This is a genomic window from Bizionia saleffrena (assembly GCF_008086175.1).
Lineage (GTDB): Bacteria > Bacteroidota > Bacteroidia > Flavobacteriales > Flavobacteriaceae > Bizionia > Bizionia saleffrena.
Genome location: NZ_VSKM01000015.1, coordinates 19,841 through 45,099, shown reverse-complemented (window position 1 = coordinate 45,099; position 25,259 = coordinate 19,841). Strand labels below are relative to the sequence as shown.

At 35.1% G+C, this 25,259-nt stretch carries 24 protein-coding genes and 1 tRNA gene; 16 read left to right on the top strand and 9 right to left on the bottom strand.

Going from position 1 to position 25,259, the window contains the following annotated elements; genetic code table 11:
* Positions 1-67: 67 nt before the first annotated feature.
* The gene (locus tag ES676_RS12645; protein ID WP_148370692.1) at positions 68-1,066 is read right to left on the bottom strand and encodes a metal-dependent hydrolase; all 999 of its coding nucleotides are present in this window, start codon (positions 1,064-1,066) and stop codon (positions 68-70) included.
* Positions 1,067-1,320: 254 nt separating this feature from the next.
* On the opposite strand from ES676_RS12645, the gene ES676_RS12640 reads away from it, so the two are divergent.
* The 3 genes from ES676_RS12640 to ES676_RS12630 all read left to right on the top strand — a co-directional run bounded on the left by ES676_RS12640 (position 1,321) and on the right by ES676_RS12630 (position 4,408).
* Positions 1,321-2,103: a DUF3108 domain-containing protein gene (locus ES676_RS12640; RefSeq protein WP_148370691.1), complete on the top strand. Its 783-nt coding sequence runs from the start codon at positions 1,321-1,323 to the stop codon at positions 2,101-2,103.
* A 7-nt stretch (positions 2,104-2,110) separates the two neighbouring features.
* Positions 2,111-2,455: an FUSC family protein gene (locus ES676_RS12635; RefSeq protein WP_148370690.1), complete on the top strand. Its 345-nt coding sequence runs from the start codon at positions 2,111-2,113 to the stop codon at positions 2,453-2,455.
* 399 nt (positions 2,456-2,854) lie between these two features.
* Positions 2,855-4,408, top strand: coding sequence for a M28 family peptidase (locus ES676_RS12630; protein WP_148370689.1), 1,554 nt, complete (start codon positions 2,855-2,857; stop codon positions 4,406-4,408).
* A 623-nt stretch (positions 4,409-5,031) separates the two neighbouring features.
* Here the strand turns inward: ES676_RS12630 and ES676_RS12625 are convergent.
* The 4 genes from ES676_RS12625 to ES676_RS12610 all read right to left on the bottom strand — a co-directional run bounded on the left by ES676_RS12625 (position 5,032) and on the right by ES676_RS12610 (position 7,984).
* Positions 5,032-5,107: transfer RNA gene (locus ES676_RS12625), tRNA-His, on the bottom strand.
* 86 nt (positions 5,108-5,193) lie between these two features.
* On the bottom strand, positions 5,194-5,910 hold the full coding sequence (gene bshB1, locus ES676_RS12620; RefSeq protein ID WP_148370688.1) for a bacillithiol biosynthesis deacetylase BshB1: 717 nt from the start codon (positions 5,908-5,910) through the stop codon (positions 5,194-5,196).
* Positions 5,907-6,809 (bottom strand): 23S rRNA (adenine(1618)-N(6))-methyltransferase RlmF, encoded by a 903-nt coding sequence (gene rlmF, locus ES676_RS12615; RefSeq protein ID WP_215731651.1) that lies wholly within the window; start codon positions 6,807-6,809, stop codon positions 5,907-5,909. The genes bshB1 and rlmF overlap by 4 nt, the downstream gene beginning before the upstream one ends.
* 23 nt (positions 6,810-6,832) lie before the next feature.
* Positions 6,833-7,984, bottom strand: coding sequence for a trans-sulfuration enzyme family protein (locus ES676_RS12610; protein WP_148370686.1), 1,152 nt, complete (start codon positions 7,982-7,984; stop codon positions 6,833-6,835).
* A 385-nt stretch (positions 7,985-8,369) separates the two neighbouring features.
* Between ES676_RS12610 and ES676_RS12605 the strand changes: the two genes are divergently transcribed.
* The 3 genes from ES676_RS12605 (at position 8,370) to ES676_RS12595 (ending at position 10,177) form a co-directional block, all read left to right on the top strand.
* On the top strand, positions 8,370-8,990 hold the full coding sequence (locus ES676_RS12605; RefSeq protein ID WP_246130364.1) for a transcriptional regulator: 621 nt from the start codon (positions 8,370-8,372) through the stop codon (positions 8,988-8,990).
* A gap of 6 nt (positions 8,991-8,996) precedes the next feature.
* Positions 8,997-9,722 (top strand): DUF3307 domain-containing protein, encoded by a 726-nt coding sequence (locus ES676_RS12600; RefSeq protein WP_148370685.1) that lies wholly within the window; start codon positions 8,997-8,999, stop codon positions 9,720-9,722.
* Positions 9,723-9,805: 83 nt separating this feature from the next.
* Positions 9,806-10,177 (top strand): hypothetical protein, encoded by a 372-nt coding sequence (locus tag ES676_RS12595; RefSeq protein ID WP_148370684.1) that lies wholly within the window; start codon positions 9,806-9,808, stop codon positions 10,175-10,177.
* 171 nt (positions 10,178-10,348) lie between these two features.
* Here the strand turns inward: ES676_RS12595 and mscL are convergent, their stop codons facing one another.
* From mscL to ES676_RS12575, 4 genes are all read right to left on the bottom strand, one after another.
* Positions 10,349-10,807, bottom strand: coding sequence for a large conductance mechanosensitive channel protein MscL (mscL, locus tag ES676_RS12590; protein ID WP_148370683.1), 459 nt, complete (start codon positions 10,805-10,807; stop codon positions 10,349-10,351).
* 6 nt (positions 10,808-10,813) lie between these two features.
* On the bottom strand, positions 10,814-14,095 hold the full coding sequence (gene ccsA, locus ES676_RS12585) for a cytochrome c biogenesis protein CcsA (RefSeq protein ID WP_148370682.1): 3,282 nt from the start codon (positions 14,093-14,095) through the stop codon (positions 10,814-10,816).
* A 90-nt stretch (positions 14,096-14,185) separates the two neighbouring features.
* On the bottom strand, positions 14,186-14,596 hold the full coding sequence (locus ES676_RS12580) for a group III truncated hemoglobin (protein ID WP_148370681.1): 411 nt from the start codon (positions 14,594-14,596) through the stop codon (positions 14,186-14,188).
* A 10-nt stretch (positions 14,597-14,606) separates the two neighbouring features.
* Positions 14,607-14,888, bottom strand: a complete 282-nt coding sequence (locus ES676_RS12575; protein WP_148370680.1) for a hypothetical protein — start codon at positions 14,886-14,888, stop codon at positions 14,607-14,609.
* 76 nt (positions 14,889-14,964) lie between these two features.
* Here ES676_RS12575 and ES676_RS12570 point away from each other — a divergent pair, with 76 nt between their 5' ends.
* From ES676_RS12570 to ES676_RS12525, 10 genes are all read left to right on the top strand, one after another.
* Complete coding sequence (locus ES676_RS12570; protein WP_148370679.1) at positions 14,965-15,555, top strand: Crp/Fnr family transcriptional regulator; 591 nt, start codon at positions 14,965-14,967, stop codon at positions 15,553-15,555.
* Positions 15,556-15,573: 18 nt separating this feature from the next.
* Positions 15,574-16,332, top strand: coding sequence for a Rossmann-like and DUF2520 domain-containing protein (locus ES676_RS12565; RefSeq protein ID WP_148370678.1), 759 nt, complete (start codon positions 15,574-15,576; stop codon positions 16,330-16,332).
* Positions 16,322-16,855, top strand: coding sequence for a KdsC family phosphatase (locus tag ES676_RS12560; RefSeq protein WP_148370677.1), 534 nt, complete (start codon positions 16,322-16,324; stop codon positions 16,853-16,855). The genes ES676_RS12565 and ES676_RS12560 overlap by 11 nt, the downstream gene beginning before the upstream one ends.
* Before the next feature lie 27 nt (positions 16,856-16,882).
* Positions 16,883-17,791 (top strand): geranylgeranylglycerol-phosphate geranylgeranyltransferase, encoded by a 909-nt coding sequence (locus ES676_RS12555; protein WP_148370676.1) that lies wholly within the window; start codon positions 16,883-16,885, stop codon positions 17,789-17,791.
* Positions 17,792-17,793: 2 nt separating this feature from the next.
* A complete protein-coding gene (locus tag ES676_RS12550; RefSeq protein ID WP_148370675.1) occupies positions 17,794-18,390 on the top strand; it encodes a Maf-like protein in 597 nt (198 codons plus the stop codon).
* Between the two features lie 64 nt (positions 18,391-18,454).
* Complete coding sequence (locus tag ES676_RS12545; RefSeq protein WP_148370674.1) at positions 18,455-18,985, top strand: mechanosensitive ion channel domain-containing protein; 531 nt, start codon at positions 18,455-18,457, stop codon at positions 18,983-18,985.
* A 10-nt stretch (positions 18,986-18,995) separates the two neighbouring features.
* Positions 18,996-20,072: a magnesium/cobalt transporter CorA gene (gene corA, locus ES676_RS12540; RefSeq protein WP_148370673.1), complete on the top strand. Its 1,077-nt coding sequence runs from the start codon at positions 18,996-18,998 to the stop codon at positions 20,070-20,072.
* A gap of 177 nt (positions 20,073-20,249) precedes the next feature.
* Positions 20,250-22,757 carry a PIG-L family deacetylase gene (locus tag ES676_RS12535; RefSeq protein WP_148370672.1) on the top strand — a complete coding sequence of 836 codons (2,508 nt, stop codon included), beginning with the start codon at positions 20,250-20,252 and terminating at the stop codon, positions 22,755-22,757.
* A gap of 112 nt (positions 22,758-22,869) precedes the next feature.
* Positions 22,870-24,558, top strand: a complete 1,689-nt coding sequence (locus tag ES676_RS12530) for a sodium:solute symporter (protein ID WP_148370671.1) — start codon at positions 22,870-22,872, stop codon at positions 24,556-24,558.
* A 29-nt stretch (positions 24,559-24,587) separates the two neighbouring features.
* Positions 24,588-25,094: a GNAT family N-acetyltransferase gene (locus ES676_RS12525; RefSeq protein WP_148370670.1), complete on the top strand. Its 507-nt coding sequence runs from the start codon at positions 24,588-24,590 to the stop codon at positions 25,092-25,094.
* Positions 25,095-25,259 lie beyond the last annotated feature (165 nt).

Below are 25,259 nucleotides of genomic sequence, written 5' to 3'. Positions count from 1 at the left end.
CTTCATTTTTTGAATTACAGAATATTAAAAAACTATACCTTATAAAACCACTCTATAAACAAGCACCTTAATTCCCTTTAACGCGCTGCCATAAGTCAATCAGTAACTTTTTACCTTCTCGACTGCCTTTTGGCGCCTCAATTAAACTGACGTCGCCATCTTTAGCAACAGCAATTAAATAACTAAATACGAAATTTTTAGCTTCCGGTTGAATACTTAATAACCCGAAGCGCAAATCGTTAAAGTATAAATCCCCCTCTTTTTTAGTTATCGTGTACCAACCTTTAGAAATGGCAATCATACGTTGTATTTTTTCGGAGTGGATTAAATCTCCTAAATATTCGTGATGTTTAGGGTAAGGTATAAATGTAATGGGCTGCGAATCGAAAAAAGAATAATAGCCTATTAAATAGTGGCTATCGGTTTCTACATTCGCACACCATAATATGGTGTTAAATGGTGCGGGTTTAGTTTCTAATTCGTTATAAACAAGTCCTTGTTCTTCTAACGCATTTTCGAACATATTGTAAGCAATCCCCTTACTTACAAAGGTTAACGCTAAATACAAAGTACTCACTAATAATCCTAAACGATTATACTTACGCCGTTTATTAGAACTTCTATGCTGCAATAGCGCCATAATTAGAAATACTAAAAAAGGCAGCGTGTATAGCGGATCGATAACAAAAATGGTTTTGAAGGCTAGTCGTAAGTCGAACGGCCAAAACAACTGTGTCCCCCAAGTAGTATGCGCATCTAGAATAGGATGCGTAATAAAGGTCCAGAAAAACAACCACGACCAATCTTTTATAGATTTATGTTTATCGTATCTGGTAACGAGCCACGCGAAAACAGGTGCAAAAACAACCGAAAAGAATATAGAATGGGTAAACCCACGATGAATTTCCAGAGCACTAACCGTATTAGTAAAAAAAGACGCGATAATATCTAAATCAGGAATGGTTCCTGCTATCGCTCCGTATAACATAGCACGGTTACCAATTTTCCGACCTAAAACGGCCTCGCCGACTGCGGCACCTAATACTATTTGTGTTAACGAATCCATAGTTTAAAAAAAGGGTTATAAAAGTTGCAAAGCTAAGCAAACTAAATAGTATTTTGGAGTCTTTTTATAGTGGACAATTTAACAAATCAATATGGATAAAAATTAACAACTAAGATTATTTTAGGCACTAACTATCTGTAATGTATTGGTCGTTTTATGTATTTATTTTCTACGCTTTTTTCTAAACTATTTTAATAATACCTTTGGAACAATAAATGATTAATTAACCGTTTTAAAAAACTAATATTATATTTATGCAACGATTACTTATTGCGTTATTATTGTTAACGAGTCTCTCTATAGAGGCACAGAATAACGCGTTTATAGCAGGAGAGAAACTTACTTTTACGGCGTCTTACAATATGTCTGGTTTAATGACAGATTTAGCGCAGGTAACGATGGAAACTAGCGAGGTAAAAACATCATCGGCAACACTTTTGAGATTAAAAGGGACAGCAACAACCTATTCTAAATGGGATAGCTTTTTTAAAATTCGCGATTTATACGAAAGTTACGTAAGCCCAAAAACAGTAACACCATACTTATACAAACGAGAAATTAACGAAGGGGGTTACTATAAATACGTTAAGTACAACTACAACCACAAAACCCGAACAGTAAAAAGTGTACTGCGTAAGAAAAGCAAGAATTTCGAATCTGGTTTCTGGGACCGTAATAGTACCGTTACTATTACAGCGGGTACACGCGATATTATGGCCACATTATATCAATTACGTACTTTAGATATCCATAAAGCACCAGTAGGTGCCAGCGATACGTTTACGGTGTTATTCGATAACAAAGAAACCAAGTTTTCTTTTACAATGATGGGTAAAGAAACCTTAAACACTGCACTTGGTAAAATGCAATGCTACAAACTAAAACTAAACGTTATTGGTAACGATGTTTTAAAAGGAAACAGTAACTTCCTATGGTTATCGGCAGATCAAAACAAAATACCAGTATTTGCTAAATTTAAAGTCGCTGTTGGTAGCGGAGAATTACGAATCAAAGACGTTAGCGGTCTAAAAAACTAATAAAATTATGAGACTTACATTTATTATTCTTGGTTTAATCACCTCTATCTTAGCAGTTATCTTAGCGATATTACCCTTATACATATTATCGTTTATTCCAGCAATTTTAGCTATTCTATTCGGTCTTTTAGGTTTTTTCAAGTCTAAAAAAGCACACAAACCAACGCACACTACACAACTTATCTTTTTATTAACCATAATTGCTTTTGCCATTGCAACGTACCAAACGGTATATTCTACAACTGAAGTTGGCGATACTGAACAATTAGAGTTACGTGAAGAAAGCTCGCTTGAAGACTCTATGAATGAATTGGAAGACATTGAAATTATTGATAGTGATATTGCAGATTAATAGTATCCAAACGCATAGTAAAGCACTATCCTGAAGACTCTAGTCTAAAGGGCACTTCTTTGTTACATTACATACCTATTCTAAAAAAAATACGAACGCTCTAGTCATTACAATTCTGCAAATCATAATATTCTGGATATATTTTGCTGTAATAATCTTCACCCCCATTTATCAAATACTTAGAGACACGCGCAACGGGGCTATCGCCCTATGGCCGTAGTTGCAGCACCACTTATTTCTGGCGCAGCTTCGCTCTCAGGCAATCTTAGACTATAAATAATACCATAGTGAAGATATTTAGAGTGTTAAAGAGTGTTAAAGAGTGTTAAAGCATTGCTAAAAGCCCCTTTATTTCTCGTATTTTTAGCAATTAATCTAACTTATTATAGACATTCTTTTATGAAAAAAGCACTTTATCTAGTTGCCTTATCGCTTCTTTTTTCTGCTTGTGGTAGCACAACTCAGAGTACGACTAAAACAACACAACAAACTGCCGATCCTTCGGTGTATGCCAACACGATTACTCAGGCAGAATTAAAAACGATGCTGTACACGTATGCATCTGATGAGTTTGAAGGCCGAGATACTGGAAAACCGGGTCAGAAAATGGCGGTAGACTACATTAGAGATTACTACATTAAAGACGGCGTTCCTGCTGCAAAAAAAGATGGTAATTACTTTCAAAATGTGCCTTTACAAGTCTTAGGAAAGCCCGATGTTGCGATAAACGTAAACGGAGAAGCCTTTACTTACATTGACGATTTAATATCGGTGGGTGCTGGAAATACGCAAACTATTACGGCCAACGAGATTGTTTATGTTGGTTTTGGTTTTGAAAATGAAACATATTCTAGTTACGACGGATTAGATGTAAAAAATAAAGTGGTGGTTATTAAATCTGGAGAACCTAAAAATGCAGATGGAACGTACCTTATAACAGGAACGACTGAAACTTCAGAGTGGTCTGAATATAGAACGCAATTTGCTAAGAAAAGAGATATTGCTAAAGAAAAAGGGGCTAAAGCCGTGTTATTTTATTACCCAGAAGTGTACAAAATGGCCGCGCTTAGATATGGGAATCCAAGCGGACGTATGACGTTAGACGTTGATACGAATGAAATGTATTACTTTATAATTAATACCGACTTAGCAAAAAGTTTAGTGAGTGATATTGAAACCAATAATACAGCAAAAATCGTTTCAACAAAAATGACTTTAGAATTCACTAACAATTCTGAAAAAATCATGTCAGAAAACGTTGCTGCTGTTATTAAAGGAAGTGAAAAGCCAGACGAATACATTGTAATCTCTGCGCATTTAGATCACGAAGGTGTTAAAGACGGTGAAATTTATAATGGTGCCGATGATGATGGTTCTGGAACAGTTGCTGTTTTAGAAATTGCTCAAGCCTTCGCAAAAGCAAAAGCTGATGGTTTCGGACCAAAGCGTTCTGTGGTATTTTTAAACGTCACTGCCGAGGAAAAAGGACTTTTAGGTTCTAGCTATTATACAGATCACGATCCTATTTTTCCATTAGTAAATACGGTAGCAAATTTAAATATTGATATGATTGGCCGTCTCGACCCTAAACGTGAAAAGAAAAATAGAAACTACATTTACCTTATTGGTAGCGATAAATTAAGTTCAGAATTACACGCTATTTCTGAAACAATGAACTCGAAGTTTATGAACATTGATCTAGATTACACGTTTAATGCAGAAAACGATCCGAACCGTTTTTACTACCGTTCTGACCACTATAACTTCGCTAAAAACAATATTCCTTGTATTTTCTATTTCAACGGAACACACGACGATTACCATAAGCCTGGCGATACACCTGATAAAATCGAATATGATTTATTAGAAAATCGCGCTCGCTTAGTATTTTACACGGCTTGGGAGTTGGCTAATCGCGACGCCCGTATTATTGTGGATAGATCAGCAAAATAATTAGGCTAAAAAATATCAAGACGTAAAGAAAGGCTTAATAGTAAACACTGTTTATTATTAAGCCTTTTTATTTTTTAGTGTTTTGATAATTGGTGAGCGGTTAAATAGTGATCAATTATCAAAGAATAGTGAGTAACAAATTTCTCGATTCTATTTTTTAAATTAGAATCTCTATGAAATTTAGAAAATCTAATGCACTACTTATATACTAGATTTCTACTGATTTCGGATAAGGCTAACACCGAATCAGTCCTAAATGTTGTTTTTAGCCCGCTCTATTTGTTGAACACTACAGCAACCTAAAGCTTAAAGTTGTATAATATATATTTAAGAGGTATTAAACGTCTCCCCCCTCGAGCGCAGTCCAGAGAGTGCTCTTAAAGTAATAATTAGAAAAGAATGAAAACCCAACAAGCCGAGGCTTAAGTTTCTCCTGAGCGCAGTTGAAGCGTTTTATAGGTTATTAAGAATTAGATTGAATTCTCTATTGCGGATATTTAAAAATTTAGACGGCTCTATACACAACATTTAGGAATGATCCCTTTTAAGCGCGCACAATCTAAATAAATCCAAAATAACACATACAAAAAAAGCTCCTCTTAAAAAGAGAAGCTTTTACTTTTGGGTGAGAGACGGGATTCGAACCCGCGACCCTCGGTACCACAAACCGATGCTCTAACCAACTGAGCTACAACCACCATTTTTGCATTATACTAACGCGTGTGCAAATGTATATTATTTACTAATTATTACAAAGCATTTTTATCAAAATTTTTAATTTTTTTCTAAATTAAATCGAACAAACTTTTCACTGCTACGTAACGGTCTGTGGTAAAGCCTTCTGCATAATCAACATTAATTAAGCGTCCTAAATCTCTTGCTCTATACTCTATGCTATCGGTAAAATTCTTACTGGTAATTGGCGTTTCTGGCTGTTTACTGTCCTTATCATAGAATTGTGTTTTATAAGCAAAGACCGATTTTAGTTTTACCGCCATAAACCCACTAACATCAACTACAAAATCTGGCTCACTATTTTTCCATTGTATATAATGATACACTTGCTTTGGCCGCCAATGTTCTTGTGGTTTTCCATCACTTTCAGTTTCAATTTTAAGTAATCCACTTAAAAAACACGCATCACTAACTAACGCACTGCCTTTACCGTGATCGATGTGCCGGTCATCTTTAGCATTACATAACACTATTTCAGGTTGGTATTTTCTAATCAATCGTATAATTTCTAACTGATGCGCTCTATCATTACGAAAAAATCCATCAGCAAAACCTAAATTCTCACGTACTGATACACCTAAAGTTTCACCTGCCACCTTAGCTTCTTCTTTTCTAGTATGTTCTGTTCCACGCGTACCTAATTCACCACGTGTTAAATCGATTATCCCTACTGTTTTTCCTTCGTGTATGGCTTTGGCTATCGTTCCTCCCGCTCCCAGCTCGACATCGTCAGGATGTGCGCCAAACGCTAATATATCTAGTTTCATTTGTAATTATTTTTTATTGCTGCTTTTAATTCTTCATCTGTAAAGAAGGTCCACGCTACTACTCTACTCACTTTGTTACCCATTGGCATCGTAATCACCTTTACGGTTTCTGCATTAAGCTTTTTTAATGACGCCTGCATCGATTTTACGTGTGCTTTATTAGACACTAAACTACTGTACCAAACGCATTGCTTTTTGTAAAGTGAGCTTTCGTATAAATAGGTATGTAAAAAGGCTTTTTCACCACCTTCAAACCATAATTCTTGAGCCGTTCCTGCAAAGTTTCTAACAACAGTGTCTGTTAATTTTCCTAACCCTTTTAGTTTTCGGGTTGTAGCTTCGAATGCTTCAGCTTCATTTTTATAAAATGGAGGATTGCAAATAGACAAAGAAAAGGCATCATTCTCTCTTAAAATTCCTTTAAAAATATTAGCAGAATTCCGTTGTAAACGAAAAGAAATAGCATCGTTTAACTTGTTTTTCTCCACTATCTTCTGTGCTGATGCTAGCGATCCTTCACTGATGTCGGTTGCCACGAACTGCCAGTCGTACTCTGCGTTTCCTAGTAGTGGATAAATGCAGCTTGCCCCAGTACCAATATCTAAAACTTTGATATTAGCATTAGGCTTTGGCATTTTTAGCAGATCGGCCATATAATGTATGTACTCGACACGCCCAGGAATTGGCGGACATAAATTAACCTTAGGAAAGTCCCAATGTGAAATAGTATAATGCGCTTTAAGTAAAGTCGTATTTAAAGCTCTTACAGCATCAGGTTTTGCAAAATCTATAGTTTGCGTGCCGTGCGTGTTGGTAAATACAAACGGTTCTAAATCTTTATTTGTAGCGCGTAAATTGTCAAAATTATACCCGTTTTTATGCTTGTTTTTTTTATGCAAAATAGTCTGTGTATTGTTTAAAATTAGTGCAATGCGCTTAGGGCTTGCTCGATATCTGCTTTTAAATCTTTTACAGATTCTATACCTACCGAGAAACGTATCAATCCGTTACTTATACCCAAAGCATCGCGTTGTTCTTGTGTTAATAAAGCGTGAGAGGTTAAATAAGGTGATAACATCGTGCTTTCTACACCCGCCAAACTCATAGACGGCTTTATTAATTGTAATGCTTTTTGAAATTTTGAAGCGTCGTAATTATCATGAAGCTCAAAAGAGAGCATCCCTCCAAAACCTTTCATTTGTGCTTTTGCTAAATCGTATTGTGGATGTGTTCTCAATCCTGGGTAATAGACTTTTTTTACGGCGTTATGAGCACTTAAGAAACGAGCCATTTTTAGGGCATTCTTATTTTGCTTTTTTACACGAAGTTTTAAGGTTTTTAAACTACGCTCTAACATCCACACCATAAAATCACTTAAACTACCACCAAGATTTTTGGCAACATTCCAAATAGTTTCCCTGTCTTTTTCTGTACAAGCTACAGCTCCTGCTAATATATCACTGTGTCCGCCTAAATATTTTGTTGCCGAATGGATTACAATATCAATACCCAAATCTATTGGTATTTGATTTATAGGACTAGCAAATGTATTATCGATGGTTGTTTTAATGCTTTTAGATTGCGCTAATTGTGCAACAGCTTTAATATCGGTAACCGTCATTAATGGATTTGAAGGTGTTTCAATATGAATTAGCTTCGTATTACTTTGTATTGCAGCTTCAAAGTCTGAAACAGCATAGCCCTTAGTAAACGTAAACTCAATTCCATATTTAGGAAACTCTTCGCGAATAAAATTGCTCGTACCACCATACAATGTGTTTTGCACCACAATATGATCGCCCGCTTTTAAGAAAGCTAGAAACACTGTGCTAATGGCTGCCATACCCGAACCGAAAATCATTCCGGTTTCCGCGTGTTCTAAAGCGGCTATTTTTTTGGATACAAACTCCTGATTTGGCGTGTTGAAATAACGCGGATAACGTTTAACCGCGACGTCCTCAAAAGCATACGATGTAGACATATAAATAGGAGACACTGCTCCTTTAAACTGTTCGTCTTTAATTTCTCCGATATGGGCACAAATAGTATTGACCCCTAAGTGTTTTTTACTCATTTTGTAAAGATAAAAAATTGATAATCGAATTAGTTTCTAAAGTCGAAGTATTTTAAATACACGATCTACCAATAAACGACTTAAAGGCAGAACCATCGAGGTATCAGACTCAAGACCGCTGCACTAAAAGAAGCAAGATACCGAATAGCAGACTAAACCGATCTCATAGTCTTGGTTCTTTGGTTCTAGACTGTTTTTTCTTAAACTATTGATTGCCCAACTGCGGCACCTTAGTTAACTCTCCAACAAATTATTTGGATTGAACACACTAGTTGGCAATGTTAGAATTGTATACGATACACCATATTAAATTAAATATATGGTTTTTGGTATATAATTATAAATATATACATTTAAGCATATATTTTAGGTTTTATTATAAAAAATGAATACATTTACGTATAATCTATTGATAATGACAGGCATTATAACTGGCGATATTATAAGCTCTAGAAGTGGAGACCCGAATCTGTGGTTAACCGCATTAAAATCTGAACTTAACAAATACGGTGCTTCTCCTAAACAATGGGAAATTTACCGCGGCGATAGTTTTCAATTGGAAATCCTTCCAAAAACGGCCTTAAAAACAGCTTTATTATTAAAGGCAACCATCAAGCAGTTTAAATCGATTGATGTAAGATTAGCAATTGGCGTTGGCGAAAAAACGTATGATGCAGAATCGATTACCGAATCTAACGGTAGTGCCTTTGTGAATTCGGGAGACTGTTTTGAGGGTTTAAAAAAATCGACATTAGCCATTAAAACCGAAGACGCCACGTTTAACAACCCTATAAACATAATGCTAGATCTAGCTTTGCTTACTATGGATTACTGGACGCCAAAAGCCGCTCTATTATTTAAAACGACTTTAGAGCATTCCAATTATAACCAAGTTGAAATTGCTAAAGTATTAAATCGCAAACAAAGTAATATTAGCGCAGGATTAAAACGGACTGGTTACGACGAAATATCTAAAATGCTTCAATTTTACAACGCTCAATTTTAACCGATTATGGTATTCTTTTTTATAAAACTTTTACTAGCGCACTGTATTGGAGATTTTGTTTTTCAACCTACAAAATGGGTAAAACATAAATTAAAGAAGAAATACAAATCGAAATATTTATATTACCATATTGGGGTTCATTTTCTGGCCTTAACAGTGGTTTTACAAGCCGATTTTAAAACGTATTGGCTTACATTTCTTCTTGTTATTCCAACGCATTACGTTATAGATCTTATTAAACTACATTTTAATACAAAGAGGAATACCCGTGTTTTATTTGTGGTAGACCAAATCGCACATCTTCTTGTTTTGGGCGTCGTCACCGCAATTTATTACCGATCTGATTTTTCTATTGAAGCATTAATTACGCCCTATCTTATTGTTTTTATCACCTTTTTATTGATTACTACCGTTGTCGCTTCGGTATGTATGAAAGTGGTTATTTCTAAATGGGATTTAGAATCTACCGAAGGCCAAAATACCGAATCGCTAGAACAGGCTGGCGTATATATCGGTGTTTTGGAGCGTTTATTTGTTTTCGTCTTTATTATTACCGGCCATTGGGAAGGTGTCGGTTTTTTAATGGCAGCAAAATCTATTTTTAGATTTGGAGATTTAAGCAAGGCGAAAGACAGAAAACTCACCGAATATGTTTTAATAGGCACCTTAATGAGTTTTGGTTTTGCAATTTTAGCAGGATTAGGGTTTGTATTTGTTAGTAACGTTATTTAGAATACCGTATAAAAACTGTTAAAAAACAATGGTTTAACAAGCTCTTAACGGTTAACTAAGGTTTATTTCTCTAAATTGAGGGTATGGTACACTCAGAGAAAAAAGAAAACGAAGCATTCCTATTGGAATCGATTAACTATTTAGAAAACTTAGGATTTGAAAATATTAAATCGGACGTTAAAGGCTACGACAGTCCAAAATCCTACAGAAAACAAGGAAGTGATATTACCATTACTCCAGATATTACGGCCACACGACGTACCAGAAAATATTATTTCGAAATTAGCGTAAAAAGTCAAGAACCACGGTTATTAAAAACAAAATGGCGCTTCTTAGACGTACTCACACGAATGAACGATCATAGATTTAGAATCATTACCAAGCGTGGTCATTACAAATTTACCCACGATATGCTGGACGATTTAAATTTGAATAAAACATTAATTAAACTGTAGTAACATTACAATTTACTACTAAAAAAAGCAGTACCCTTTTGAGTTAAAAGAGTACTGCTTTTTTAATGTCTGCTTTTTTAAGTTGAATTTAACCAAATTAAAATACTTTATAGAGCTGTGTTAACGGCTACTTATCTTCTTATATAATCACATCCTATAATTACGACCTTATTAGTCTTTAAACTTTTCTTTTTGTTTTCGTAATAAGGCATTCTGTTCTTGCATAAGCGCATTTAAATCGGTTAACAACTGAATATCTTTAGGAGTTTTCACCGTTTTATCTTTCGGGTCTTGAGAGCGATCTCTTAATCTGTTCATTCCTTTTACCACAATGAATATAGTTATCCCGACGATAAAAAAATCGATTGAAGCCTCGGCAAAAGCGCCGTATTGAATAGCCACTTCTTCAGCTATCACCGAACCCGCTTGGTCTAATTTGCTATCACGAAGTATTAATCGTTTATTTTGAAGATTAATACCGTCGCTTAACAACGACAATGGTGGCATTAACACCTTCTTTACAAGAACATCAATCACTTTATTAAAGGATGCACCAATGATAATACCAATGGCCATATCCATCATATTACCTTTTACGGCAAACTCTTTAAATTCTTTAAAAAACCCCATTACAGATTATTTTTTATAAAACTTTTTATATTTTAAGTACGAAAAGAAACCAAGTATAGCAACAATAACGACTGCAATACCAATAAATTTAAGACTCACAATTTGATCTCCACTGGCATACGAGTGTAGTCCTGCTAGGTAAAAGTTCACTCCAAAATACGTCATTAAAATACTTGAAAAGGCAACTATAGACATCAGGTTAAAAACCCACCTTCCGCGTAAACCAGGTACTAAACGCATATGTATAACAAAAGCGTATATCATAATACTAATTAAGGCCCACGTTTCTTTTGGATCCCAGCCCCAATAGCGCCCCCAACTCTCATTTGCCCATTGTCCACCAAGGAAGTTACCAATAGTTAACATTACTAAACCTACGGTTAATGCCATTTCATTAATAATAGTAAGCTCTTTGATATTAAAAAGCATTTTAGCTTTGTTCTTTTCGTTAGTAAGTATCATTAATAATAAAACGACGATACCTAAAATCATTGCCAATGTAAATGGCCCGTAACTTGCCACAATAATCGATACGTGAATCATTAACCAATAACTGTCTAAAACAGGCTGAAGGTTTGCAATTGCTGGATCCATCCAGTTCCAATGTGCAATCATTAAAATCATTGCAGTTACAAAGGCTGTTGATGCCATAGTTAGGTCACTTTTTCTACCAAAAGCTAAACCAAAGAACATTGTCGCCCAAGCCACATAAATCATAGATTCGTAAGCATCACTCCAAGGTGCGTGACCAGAAATGTACCAACGGGCAACTAAACCAGCGGTATGTAGTACAAATAACCCTACAATAATCCATTTAAAAACCTGAACCGAGATATTAATCGCTTTACTTCTCGTCTTAAAAATTTGAATAATTAAAACAACAAACAATAACGTTCCCGCGTACATATACCAGCTAAATAGCTTTTTAAACACATCGTACTTGTTGTACATAATTTCGGCGTGCACTTTATCGTCGTTAAGCATTACTGCTCCACCAATATTATGTTGTGTCTTTTTAAAGGTTTCCAAAAATTTATCGGCCGCTTTAAAATCGCCTTTCTTTTTAGCTTCATTAACTGTATATAAATACCAATTAAAACCAGAGTCTATAAAACTGGCGTAGGTTGAATCGGCAATTTTCTCTCTGTAACCCTCCGTTCTAAATTCCATAGGAGAAATCCATTTATTGTTTGCGTCGTCTGGAACAGGAAATATTTTTAACGCCCGTCCTTCAATAGCATTCGATAAAAGATTTACCTTTTGATTCGTTTCTAAAAATTCTTTTTGATATCCCGTCTTTACCTGAGTGTTTGATGCTGATTCTAAGTAAGGCTTTAGTTTGTACTCAAAATCGTCTGTAAAAAAGTCTAATAAAGTTACATATTTCTGATCTTTATCCACCCCTATAATTTTACGAATAGAATCGTCTTTCTTCGCCTTAAGATATATAATGGGTACGTTATACCAAATCATCGGACTTTCTTGAATAGATAAAAAGACTTGATTGGCATCGAAACCTTCGTAGGTATCGCTTTTACTAATTTTTCTAAGGAGCTCTGAAGCATAGGTATTAAGCGGCATCATTCTACCTCCTAAATCTTGAATGACCATATGTCCAAATAACTCTGCGTGTGCTTTAGGCACTATATTAGCGTGCAAGACAGAATCTATTTGTGTTTTGGTAGCCTTAACTTTTATGTGTTCGTCTTGTGTATTAAGCTCTCCCTCAACGACGCGCTCTTTATTAGCACCATTTTGCGCTTCGGTGGTATGCTGATGTTGCTCGTTGTTAGAATGCTTCTGCTCTTCTTGAGCGAACCCAGAAAGCGACACTAATAAAAGTAAAACGGTTAGGCTTTCTGCTTTTTTCTTTTTAATCTTATTTAAACCACGTTCCAAATCTTTAAAACGGGTGTTTTTGTCAAATAAAATAGCCATTAATCCAAAGTATAATAGGAAATACCCTAAATAGGTAAACCAGGTTCCCCAATAATCGTGATTAACAGATAGAATGGTTCCTTTTTCATCAGGGTCGAATTGCGCTTGGAAGAAACGATAACTGCGGTGATCTAAAACGTGATTCATAAAAATTTTATAATCAAAATCTCCTTCTTGCTCATCGATAACAGTCACTTGACTCGCAAAAGACGAGTAACTATTCTCTGTACCAGGGTAACGTTCGGCAATAAAATCGTTTAATTTAATACTAAACGGCAACTCTATAACTTTAGCCCCGTATTTAATATCGATATCTAAACCGCCAACCTCAACATTAGTATAGCCATTATTTGTACCGCTACCGCCCAAAATATTTACGCGCTTAGTCTCACCGTTAGACGCTATATTTAAAACAACACCGTTTTCTGATGGTGATTTTAATAATTTAGAACGCTCTGCAATATCAAAAACACCTTTAATAACAGGCTTTGGAAATACCATTTGCATATCCCCAATAATATAACGCGAACGTAACATTAACGGCTGGATGCTATCTTTAACTAGTTTCCCCGTGTTCATTGTTGCCATTTGAAGATATTCCCCTTCAAATGGAGACTCTATCGTTATCTCACCGTTTTTATAGGTTAAGTTAACAGCGCCCTCTGTTGGTTTATTTAAAGCGATCAGTAAATTATGCACATTCTCGATCGTTCCCACTTTAATAAAGTGGTTATGTGGATCGCCGTTTCCCGCTTCCACTAACTTCAAGTATTCTTCGCCAGATGGATCTGGAATAATATCTAACTCGGCTCCACCAACATATTTCTCAAGAGAAATGGCGACTTCTTGTCCGTCGTATTTTGTTTCTAAGTTAAAATCATTTTCTAAACGTGGCGAGAAGTCTACATTCTTTTCAAAAGGTAAACGTTGTGCCACACCATTAATTTCGTAGTCTCCATTTATAAACCCCGAAATGTAGGTTTTTTGAGACAACATAGTATTTTCGGTCGCCCCTTCTCTAATAGGCATCATCCCTTCATATCCAATATACCGTGTAATAAAAGAGCCGAATAGAATCAAAATGAATGACAAATGCAATGTTAGTGTCGCCCACTTTTTCCAACGGAATAAGCGGTACTTAAACATATTACCGATAAAATTAATAACAAAAAACACCATAATAGCTTCAAACCACCAGGTATTATATATTAGAGTTCTTGAATACGGCGTTGGAGACGTTTCTTGACCGGCATCTAAAAAAGTTCCTATCCCCATTGAGAGGGCAAAAACTATAAATAAAGTGGCCGTAAGACGAGTAGAAAATAGAATTTTTGCGAATTTATTTTGCATAATAATAAGCCTTTATTTAGCTCGTGCAAAGATACTTATTTTTGTTTGTATTTTTTGGCTTAGTAATGAGTAAACTTATGTTAAATTTTCTTAATGATGTTGTCGCGCTTCAAATATATTTAGATATAAAAAAGATGCCATTTTTCGCGCACGGCGTTTAGCCATTGCAGCAATGTCGCCCTCAAAATGTTCATCTAAAGTTTCCACCCATAAATTAAGCCAAAGTCCAAAATGCAATTCGCTTATACTATTATCCATTTGGGCATCTACTTTTATATGTGCTTCTATAGGATTTCCCTTATATTTATTCTCTAAAGCCTTATTAAACAAAAGGCTCGTTTCCCAAAACGTGGTTAAATGCTCAAGGTGTTTTGGCCAATCATTAATTGCACCATTAAAGATAGGGCCTAAAGTAGGTTCTACTCTTACTTTATCGTAAAACGCATCGACTAATAAAAACACATCCTCTCGGGTTTCAATCTCTTTTTTGTGTGACGTCATAGTTCGTATTTTATAGATTTATAACAATTAATAATATGTTTATAACAAGCGATAAAAGTAGGGTATTAAAAATGAGTTTCAAATTCAATTGGGCTAAAATAGCTGCATTATAGAGCATTGTTATTATTACACAAGCTGTTAACTGAGTAAACGGAAAATACTCTGGAGTACTTGTTCTTAAAATTAACATTGCGGCTATCGAGCCTATACAGCTTTGTAATATTATAGACAATGGCAAATAAGCCATATATAAATTTTTAAAATCGGTGAATAAATTAGTATATAATTTCATAATAAGTATTTATTAATATTATGTTACAAAGCTCGATAACCTATCTTTGATATTTTATGACTCAAATCATAAGTCTATGATCGCTACAGCTCTTTTAGAACAGTATAATACACAACTTAAATTTTTCCCTAAAAACACGGTATTGTTTAATGAAAAACAAGAACCGCTCTACTATTATCAAATCCTAACTGGGAACATAAAAATGTTTAACCTTACGGAAGATGGAAAGGAATTTGTACAAGGGTTCTTTGAAGATAATAATTCTTTTGCTGAACCGCCACTATTTGGAAACTTTAAATATCCAGCTTCGGCTGAAACCACGTCGGATAGCTACATCTATATTCTTCCAAAAGACGCTTTTTTAACGCTGCTTAAAGCACATCCGGAAGAACATTTAAATCTCACTCAGCTTATTTGCCGCCGTATGATTTATAAGGCAAAAATAATGAAAGAGGTTTCTATATACCCGCCAGAACACCGCATTTTAACGTTATTAAATCATTTTAAAACTGCCGACAAGCAACAAAACACACGCTACGAAGTAAAACTGACACGACAACAAATTTCGGAATTAACTGGGCTGCGTGTCGAAACTGTAATTAGAGCTATAAAAAAATTAGAAAAGTCTAACAAATTATCCATACTAGACCGGAAAGTTTACCTCTAATTTAGTTACTTTTGCCGAATGATTAAAGTAGTTATTCTTGGCGCTGGAAATGTAGCCACTCACCTATTTAAGGCCTTTTTCGCTTCAGAAGAAGTTACTGTTGTGCAGTGGTACAACAGGCATTTAAAAACGATTGATTTACATAAAAACAAAGTTGCTGTTACCGATGATCTATCAGCATTAAAAGAAGCAGACGTTTACATATTAGCCGTTAGCGACGATGCTATCGAAACCTTATCAGAGCAGCTTACGTTTTCTAACCGATTAGTGGTACACACCTCGGGCAGCACGAGCTTGTATGCGATAGAGAAAAAACATAATCGCGGCGTTTTCTATCCGTTGCAAACCTTTTCTAAAGATACCACTGTCGATTTTAGTGCTATTCCAATTTGTGTGGAAGCTTTGAAAAAAGACGATTTAAAAGTACTTAAAAAATTAGCAAAAGCTATTGGTGCCCACCCTCATAAAGTAAACACAGATCAGCGGCAAGCACTTCATTTAGCGGCGGTATTTGTAAATAATTTCAGTAATCAACTCTATAGAATTGCGCACGAAATCACAGAGTCTCAAGGTGTAGAATTCGATATTTTAAAACCGTTAATTAAAGAAACAGCGGCAAAAATTGAAACCATTTCGCCTTATATGGCGCAAACAGGGCCAGCGAAACGGAATGATAAAAAAACAATAAAAAGGCATTTAAAGCAATTAGAAAAAGAAGAGCATCAAGCTATTTATACCCTACTCACACAATCTATAAAAAATACGCATGGACACTAGTAAAAGCTATAAAGAATATTTAGAACACATCACCACATTTATTTTTGATGTCGATGGTGTGCTTACCGATGGAAATGTTACGATTACCGCAAAAGGCGAAATGCTGCGCACAATGAATGTAAAAGATGGTTATGCATTAAAGCAAGCCCTAATAAAAGGGTATAACGTCTGCATTATTTCTGGAGGCACTAATGAAGGCGTGCGTTTACGTTTAAATAACTTGGGTATTACCGATGTGTTTTTAGGAGCACACTTAAAAATCGAGCCGTTTAATACCTATATTTCAGAAAAGAATATCAATACCGAAAACGTGTTATATATGGGCGACGATATCCCAGACATTCCTGTTATGCGCTGTGCTGGATTAGCGGCCTGCCCGCAAGATGCCGTTGGAGAAGTTAAAGTGATCTCTAAATATATTTCACACAAAAATGGCGGTAAAGGTTGCGTTCGCGATGTTATAGAGCAAGTTTTGAAAGTTCAGGATAACTGGGATGCTAATTTTAATGCTGAAGCACACTAACCATAATTATAAAAAAATTAAATAGTAATGAGCTTTTTAAAACTAATACGTTATAAAAATTTATTAATGGTAGCTGTTGTACAGCTGCTTATTAAATATGCTTTATTTCCTGCGTTTGCCATAGACACGACACTAAGCTCGTTAGGGTTTGCGTTTCTTATTTTAAGTACCGTTTGCATTGCAGCAGGAGGTTACATTATTAATGATATTTACGATGTTGAAACCGACACTATAAATAAGCCCAATAAAGTTATTATTGGAAAAAAAATAAAAGAGAATATCGCCTACAATCTCTATTTTGCATTCACAATTACTGGGGTGTTATTAGGTTTTTATCTATCGCAAACCATTGGTAAACCTGCCTTCTTTAGTTTATTCGTTGTTATTGCTGCGTTGCTATATATCTATGCTATCTATTTAAAGCAAATTGCTGTTGCAGGAAATATTATTATTTCTTTATTAGTTGGATTTAGCATTATTATTGTTGGTGTTTTCGAGTTAATTCCAGCGATAACACTTTCTAACCAAAGTATTCAATCAACGATGTTCGAGGTGCTTACAGATTATGCTGTATTTGCGTTTTTAATTAATTTTATTCGAGAAATCGTTAAAGATATTATAGATGTCGATGGCGACCATAAACAAGGAATGCAAACGCTACCTATTCTTTTAGGGAAATTGCGCACAGGGAAAACCGCATTTGGTGTAACTATTTTCACCATATTTGTTATAAGTTATTATATATCAGCTTATTTATTTATGCATAGCGATGCTATCGCTTACTTTTTAATTGCTGTAATTGGTCCGCTAATTTATACCGCTATTAAATTATTTATGGCAAAAACGAAATCCCAGTTTAAACACGTAAGTTTAATGCTAAAAGTAATAATGGTAACCGGTATGTTCTCGATGCTATTGTATCGTTTTATATTTTAGATATGCTCAACGAAAAACTTAAAGGCAAACATATTATTCTAGCTTCTGGCTCTCCCAGAAGACACGGTTTTTTTAAGGATTTAGGTTTAGATTTTGAAGTCCGTTTAAAACCCATAAAAGAAGAATACCCGCTGCGATTACGTCATTTTGAAATTAGCGATTATTTAGCACAGTTAAAATCTTTACCTTTTCTAGAGGAACTAAAACCAAACGATATTCTTGTCACTAGCGATACTATTGTTTGGCACAATAATAAGGCTTTAGGAAAACCCAAAAATAATGCTGACGCTTTCGAAATGATTTCTTCATTAAGCGGTAAAACACACGATGTTATCACGTCGGTTTGTATTAGAAATACCACCTTTCAAAAAACAATAAATGCAGTCACTAAAGTTACCTTTAGAGTGCTTTCAGAAGAAGAGATTTGGTATTATATTAATACTTATTCGCCCTTAGACAAAGCAGGTGCTTACGGCATACAAGAATGGATAGGGCAAATTGGTGTTACCAAAATTGAAGGCTCTTATTTTAACGTCATGGGCTTACCAACACACCTCGTATACAGCACGTTAATTGCCATCGCAGAAAACAATTATTAATGTTATGTTATAATAATATTTTGTAAAGAAGCGCTTGCTTACCTTTACAGTAAAAGTAGTATTAATGGTCTCAGAAATTTACAAAACGCAACTTATTAACTCCGTTATAATAATAATAATTTTTATAATTATTAGGGCTCTTGCACGATTAGCTATTAGAAAAATTGGTCATAAAAGAGGTGTCAACGATGCCAGAATTGGCTTAATTTGTCGTTATCTTACCGTTGTTTTATTCTTTATACTAATTTTAGTTGAAGCTTTTGTATTTGGTGTAGAGGTTAGAGACATATCGCTTGTATTTTCATCTGTATTCGCAGTAATAGGTATTGCTTTATTTGCTATTTGGTCTATTTTAAGTAATATTACTTCGGGAATTATTATGTTTTTCTCGTTTCCTTATAAAGTAGGCGACAAAATACAAATACACGATAAAGACTACCCTATCGAAGCCATTATTGAAGACATTAGAGCGTTTCAATTGCATTTACGATTAGACGATGGTAATTTAGTGACCTATCCCAATAACTTAATTCTTCAAAAAGCTGTAACTTTAATTCAGAAAGATGCTATCGAAGATTTTGGCGATTTTCATTAAACCTTAACCTATGTCTAAAAGGAAACCTAAAAACAGAACTCAAAATTATAAAAAACAACTCGGTCAAGTTCCTGGTGCTTTAGTGTACACCGGTAATAAAACATCTAATCTGTTTATTGAGTCTTTCGATTATAATTCCAGTCACTTTAAAGAACAAGAATTAAAGACGGTAGAAGAAGCGTTTCATTTTAAAACCACCGATTCTGTTACGTGGATTAATATTAATGGTTTAAACCATATTGCCGAAATTGAAAAAGTTGGCAATCATTATAATCTTCACCCCTTAGTTTTAGAAGACATCGTTAACACAGGTCAACGCCCTAAGATTGACGATTATGAAGAGTATCTCTTCATCGTTTTAAAGATGATGTATTACGATAGCGAAGAGAAAATCGTATCAGAACAAGTCTGTTTTGTATTAGGACATAACTACGTATTATCATTTCAGGAATCTGAGGGCGATGTTTTCGACGCTCTTCGCGAGCGCATTCGCCAATCTAAAGGACGTATTCGCAGTTTGGGATCCGATTATTTATTGTATGCTTTAATTGATTCGGTTGTAGACCATTACTACGCTATTATCGAAACTATGGGTAATAAAATTGAAGACCTTGAAGATCATTTATTCGAAGGTGAAACTAAAGAAGAAATTACCACCGATATCCAAAGTCTTAAACGCGAAATTTTAAAAATTCGTCGTGCTATTTTTCCTTTACGGGAAATTATAAGTCGTATCGATAAAAGCGAAAACAAGCTTATCGACCCTAAAACATTACATTATTTTGGTGACGTGTACGATCATATTATTCAAGTATCAGATACCATAGATATTTATCGAGAAATGATTTGGGGCTTGATGGATATGTATATGACCACCATTAGCAACCGAATGAACGAGGTAATGAAAGTATTAACCATCATTGCTACTATTTTTATTCCGCTAACATTTATTGCTGGTATTTATGGAATGAATTTCGATAATATTCCAGAATTACATTATAAATATAGTTACCATATTTTATGGGCTGTTATGATTGTTATTTTCTTAGGAATGCTATATTACTTTAAACGTAAAAAGTGGTTATAAGCGCAAAAGTTAAATAACGTTAAATTGAACTTAAACCCATTTTATACGCTGCTTTTCTTTTTATATTTGGTTCTTAGGTTTATTAGTAGCACAGTTTGATTTAGCGTAGTAGATGTTATTTACATAAATGTTATCTTCCTAACCCCATTAGCTAACACCACAAACTTAAAGTCTATAATGCAAAAATTACTTGTTGTATTGCTGTTATCAGTAACGTTTTCTCTAACTGCTCAACATCCTAAAAAGCCAAATGCTTCCCAAATATACGATGCTATAGAAAAGCTTAATTTTCTAGGTTCTGTACTGTATGTTGCCGCTCACCCAGACGATGAAAATACTCGCCTTATTTCGTATATGGTTAACAACGTTAATGCCCGAACCGCTTATTTATCGCTAACACGGGGCGATGGCGGACAAAATTTAATTGGCCCAGAAATTAGAGAACTTTTAGGTGTTATTAGAACACAAGAGTTACTAACTGCCAGAGGCATAGATGGTGGCGAACAATTATTTACACGTGCTAACGATTTTGGATACTCTAAACATCCCGACGAAACCTTAGCGATTTGGAATAAAAACGAAGTGCTAAGCGATGTGGTTTTAGCCATTCGCGAATTTAAACCAGATGTTATTATTAATCGTTTCGACCACAGAAGTCCAGGCACAACTCACGGTCACCACACAAGTTCTGCAATGTTAAGTGTTGAAGCTTTTGATGTCGCAAACGATCCTGCGGCCTATAAAAATCAAGTGCAAGAATTTGGCACTTGGCAACCACAACGTTTATTTTTTAATACGTCGTATTGGTTTTATGGTGGTCAAGATAAATTTGATGCGGCCGATAAATCTCACTTGTTATCCATAGACATTGGTACCTACTACGCTTCTAAGGGAAAAAGCAATACCGAAATCGCGTCTTTAAGCCGCAGTCAACATAAATCTCAAGGTTTTGGAGACACAGGAACACGAGGGTCGAGTCTCGATTATTTGGAATTGATAAAAGGTGATATGCCTATAGACAAGTCTGACCTTTTTGATGGGATTGATACCTCTTGGAATCGTGTTAAAGGCGGACAGGCGATTGGAACACTTCTTGAAAAGGTACAACGTGATTTCGATTTTAAAAACCCGTCGGCTTCAATTGAAGGTTTAACCCAAGCCTACACGTTACTTCAAGCTATTGAGAACGCCCATTGGAAAGCTATAAAATCTAAAGAATTAAAAAATATTATTTCAGCTTGCACTGGTTTATATTTAGAAGCGGTAGCAAATACAGCACACGCCACCGTTAATGACAAGGTGAAATTAGATCTTGAAATTATAAATAGAAGTTCTCAAAATATAACGCTGGCTTCCGTAGTTATTCCTAATAACCTCAGTATTTCTAAAAACATCACATTATTAGAAAATATAAAAATAGCACTGCAAGAAACCTTTACACCTTCAAATAAAAAGGTGATTACTACTCCATATTGGCTTACCGAAAAAGGAACTTTAGGAATGTACAAAGTGTCTAACAAGGAACTCATCGGCCTTCCAGAAACACCGAGTTATTTTAATGTCACTTTTAACATGTCTATTAACGGCGTTACTATTCCGTATATAAAACCCGTCGTTTTTAAAACAAATGATCCTGTTAAAGGAGAAACGTACAAACCGTTTGAAATTATCCCGGAAGCTTCAGTAAAAATCGCAGAGAAAGTTATCATTTTCGATACTAAAAGTGCTAAAGAAATTCCTGTAATTGTTAAAGCTGGAAAAGATAATTTAGAGGGCTTTGTAAGCATAAATCACCCAGAAGGATGGCGTGTTTTACCAAAACATCAGAAAGTAAATATTACGTATAAGGGACAAGAGCAACATTTAGTGTTCACGGTAATTCCTCCAGAATATCAAGATGAAGGGAGCCTCACACCAAAAGTAACTATCGGAAATCAATCGTACACCAACGAATTAATAGAGATTGATTACGACCATATTCCGTACCAGACCGTTCTACTCCCTAGTGAAAGTAAAGTGGTGCGTTTAGATATTAAAAAGCAAGGAGAAAATATCGCTTATATTGAGGGTGCAGGTGATGTTGTACCAGAAAGTTTAAGACAAATTGGTTACACCGTAGATATTATAAAACCCGCTGCTATTACGCCGGCAAACCTAAGTAAATATGATGCCGTTGTAATTGGTATTCGTGCTTATAATACTGTTGAAGAATTAAAATTTAAACAAGAAATTCTATTTGATTTCGTAAAAAACGGAGGAAATATGGTTGTGCAATATAACACCAATCATAGGCTTTTAACTGAAAATGTAGCGCCGTTCCCGCTATCATTATCTAAAGATCGTGTTACTGATGAATTTGCAGAGGTTACTTTTTTAGAACCTAACCATTCTTTATTAAATTACCCAAACACGATTACACAAAAAGATTTTGAAGGCTGGACGCAAGAACGTGGTTTATATTTCCCGAATCAATGGGATAAGCACTTCACGCCTATTTTATCATTACACGACATAAACGAAACCCCTAAAAAAGGAAGTTTATTAGTTGCAAAATACGGCAAAGGTCATTATATATACACGGGGTTAAGCTTTTTTAGAGAATTTCCTGCAGGAGTTTCTGGAGCGTATCGCTTATTTGCTAACATCCTTTCGGTAGGAAAAGAAACGATATCTTTAAAAAATTAAAACATAATACATTATGGACAAGTACAAATGGAAGTCACTATACACCATCGTTTTGGTTGCTAATGCTGTATATATTATCATTTTTTATTTAATAATGAAAGCGTTTTAAGTTATGCAAGCATTAGATTGGATTGTTTTAATAGTGACACTTCTCACTATTGTAGTGTATGGAACTTACAAAACCAGAGGGAGTAAAAATGTTGAAGATTATATTCGCGGCGGAAGCGATGCTAAATGGTGGACCATTGGTTTATCGGTAATGGCAACGCAAGCTAGTGCAATCACCTTTTTATCGACGCCAGGACAAGCGTTCCATTCCGGGATGGGATTTGTTCAGTTCTATTTCGGACTTCCGATTGCGATGGTAGTTATCTGTATGGTTTTTATACCGTTATACCACCGTTTAAAAGTATATACCGCTTACGAGTTTTTAGAAAATAGATTCGATTTAAAGACGCGAACCCTAACCGCAATCCTCTTTTTAATACAGCGTGGTCTCGCGGCGGGAATTACCATTTTTGCACCAGCCATTATATTATCGGCTGTGTTGGGCTGGAACTTATTACTCTTAAATATAATTATTGGCGTTTTGGTCATTATTTATACGGTGTCTGGTGGAACAAAAGCTGTTAGCGTCACACAAAAGCATCAAATGGCAGTAATTTTTACCGGAATGTTTATCGCTTTTTTTATAATAGTAAGCAAACTTCCTGCTGATATTTCTTTCACTAAAGCTTTAGACATTGCGGGTGCTAGTGGTAAAATGGAGATTCTAGATTTCTCTTTCAATTTAAATAATCGTTATACCTTTTGGACGGGAATTATTGGGGGTACCTTTTTAATGCTTTCGTATTTTGGTACCGACCAAAGTCAAGTGCAGCGTTACCTTTCTGGAAAATCGGTAAAAGAAATGCAAATGGGTTTAATCTTTAATGGATTATTAAAAATACCGATGCAGTTTTTTATCTTATTGGTGGGGGTTATGGTCTTTGTATTTTATCAGTTTAACGAATCGCCAGTCAATTTTAATCCTACAGCCACAGAGGTGGTTTTAAACTCGAAATATGCTGACGAGTACAAGCAACTTCAAGAAGAGCAAAAACAAATTTTTAATGACAAAAAGCAACTCATAAAGAATTATGCCGATACTGGTAACGAAGAAATGCAAAATTTTATCGCTACCGCTAACGCAACGAGTGACGATTTAAGAAACGAAGCCCGAGAACTTATTGATAGAGCAGGAGTCTCTAAAAGTATAAAAGTAGAAAGCAACGATAAAGATTATGTGTTTATTCACTTTATCTTAAACAATTTGCCGCGTGGATTAATTGGTCTTTTACTCGCCGTTATTTTAAGTGCAGCAATGTCTAGTACCGCTAGTGAATTGAATGCATTAGCCAGCACCACTACTTTAGATTTATACAAGCGAAACACTAGCGAAAAATCAGAATTACAAATGGTAAAAGTCTCGAAGTACTTTACTTTACTTTGGGGTAGTATCGCTATTGGTATTGCGTGCGTCGCCAATTTAGCCGAGAATTTAATTCAGTTGGTAAATATTATTGGTTCTATATTTTACGGTAACGTTTTAGGGGTATTCTTTCTTGCATTTTTCTTTAAGTTTGTAAAAGGGCAGGCGGTTTTTGTAGCCGCATTATTAACTCAGGTTATTGTTATTGCGCTCTTCTTTTTAAATGAATATGAAATAATAAACCTTCCGTTTTTATGGCTTAATTTTGTGGGTTGTGCTATCGTAATCGCTATTTCTTGTTTGCTTCAAACGCTTCAGAAATCCAAATAAATATTGAAACGCTTTAATTTAGATAACAAATGACTATTCAAAACACGTGTTCAGGAGATATCGATGCTATTTTTCACCTCTATGATGAAGCTACTAAATATCAGAAACAACATCAAAATAATAGTTGGAACGGTTTCGATCGTGCACAAATTGAAGCTGAAATTAAAAATGAACGCCATTTTGTTATTAAAGAAGACGACACGGTAGTATGTACCTTTTTAATTGCTTTCGATAACCCTATCATTTGGAAAGACGCCAATAAAGATCCAGCATTATATTTACACCGTATTGCAACGCACCCCGATTATCGTGGTCGCGGGTATGTTACAGCAATTGTTGATTGGTCGAAAACGCTAGCTGTAAAACTTAACAAATCGTTTATTCGACTAGATACACACGCCAAAAACGACAAAATTAATGCGTATTATTCTAGCTGTGGTTTTACCAATAAAGGGATTAGTTTTTTAGACCAAACTCCCAATTTGCCGGAGCATTACAAAGCTGGTGAATTTACATTATTTGAAATGGAAGTTTAAATCCTTAATAAAATAAAAGCGTTTCCACCTATACCCGATCCATAATAATATTTTTAAAGTAACATATTCTAATCTAATAATTAGAGAAAGACAATAATCGTATTAATTGTGTTAAAATTCTCTTATTCCAAAGCTACCTTTCATAATTACTTATTATATTTAAGA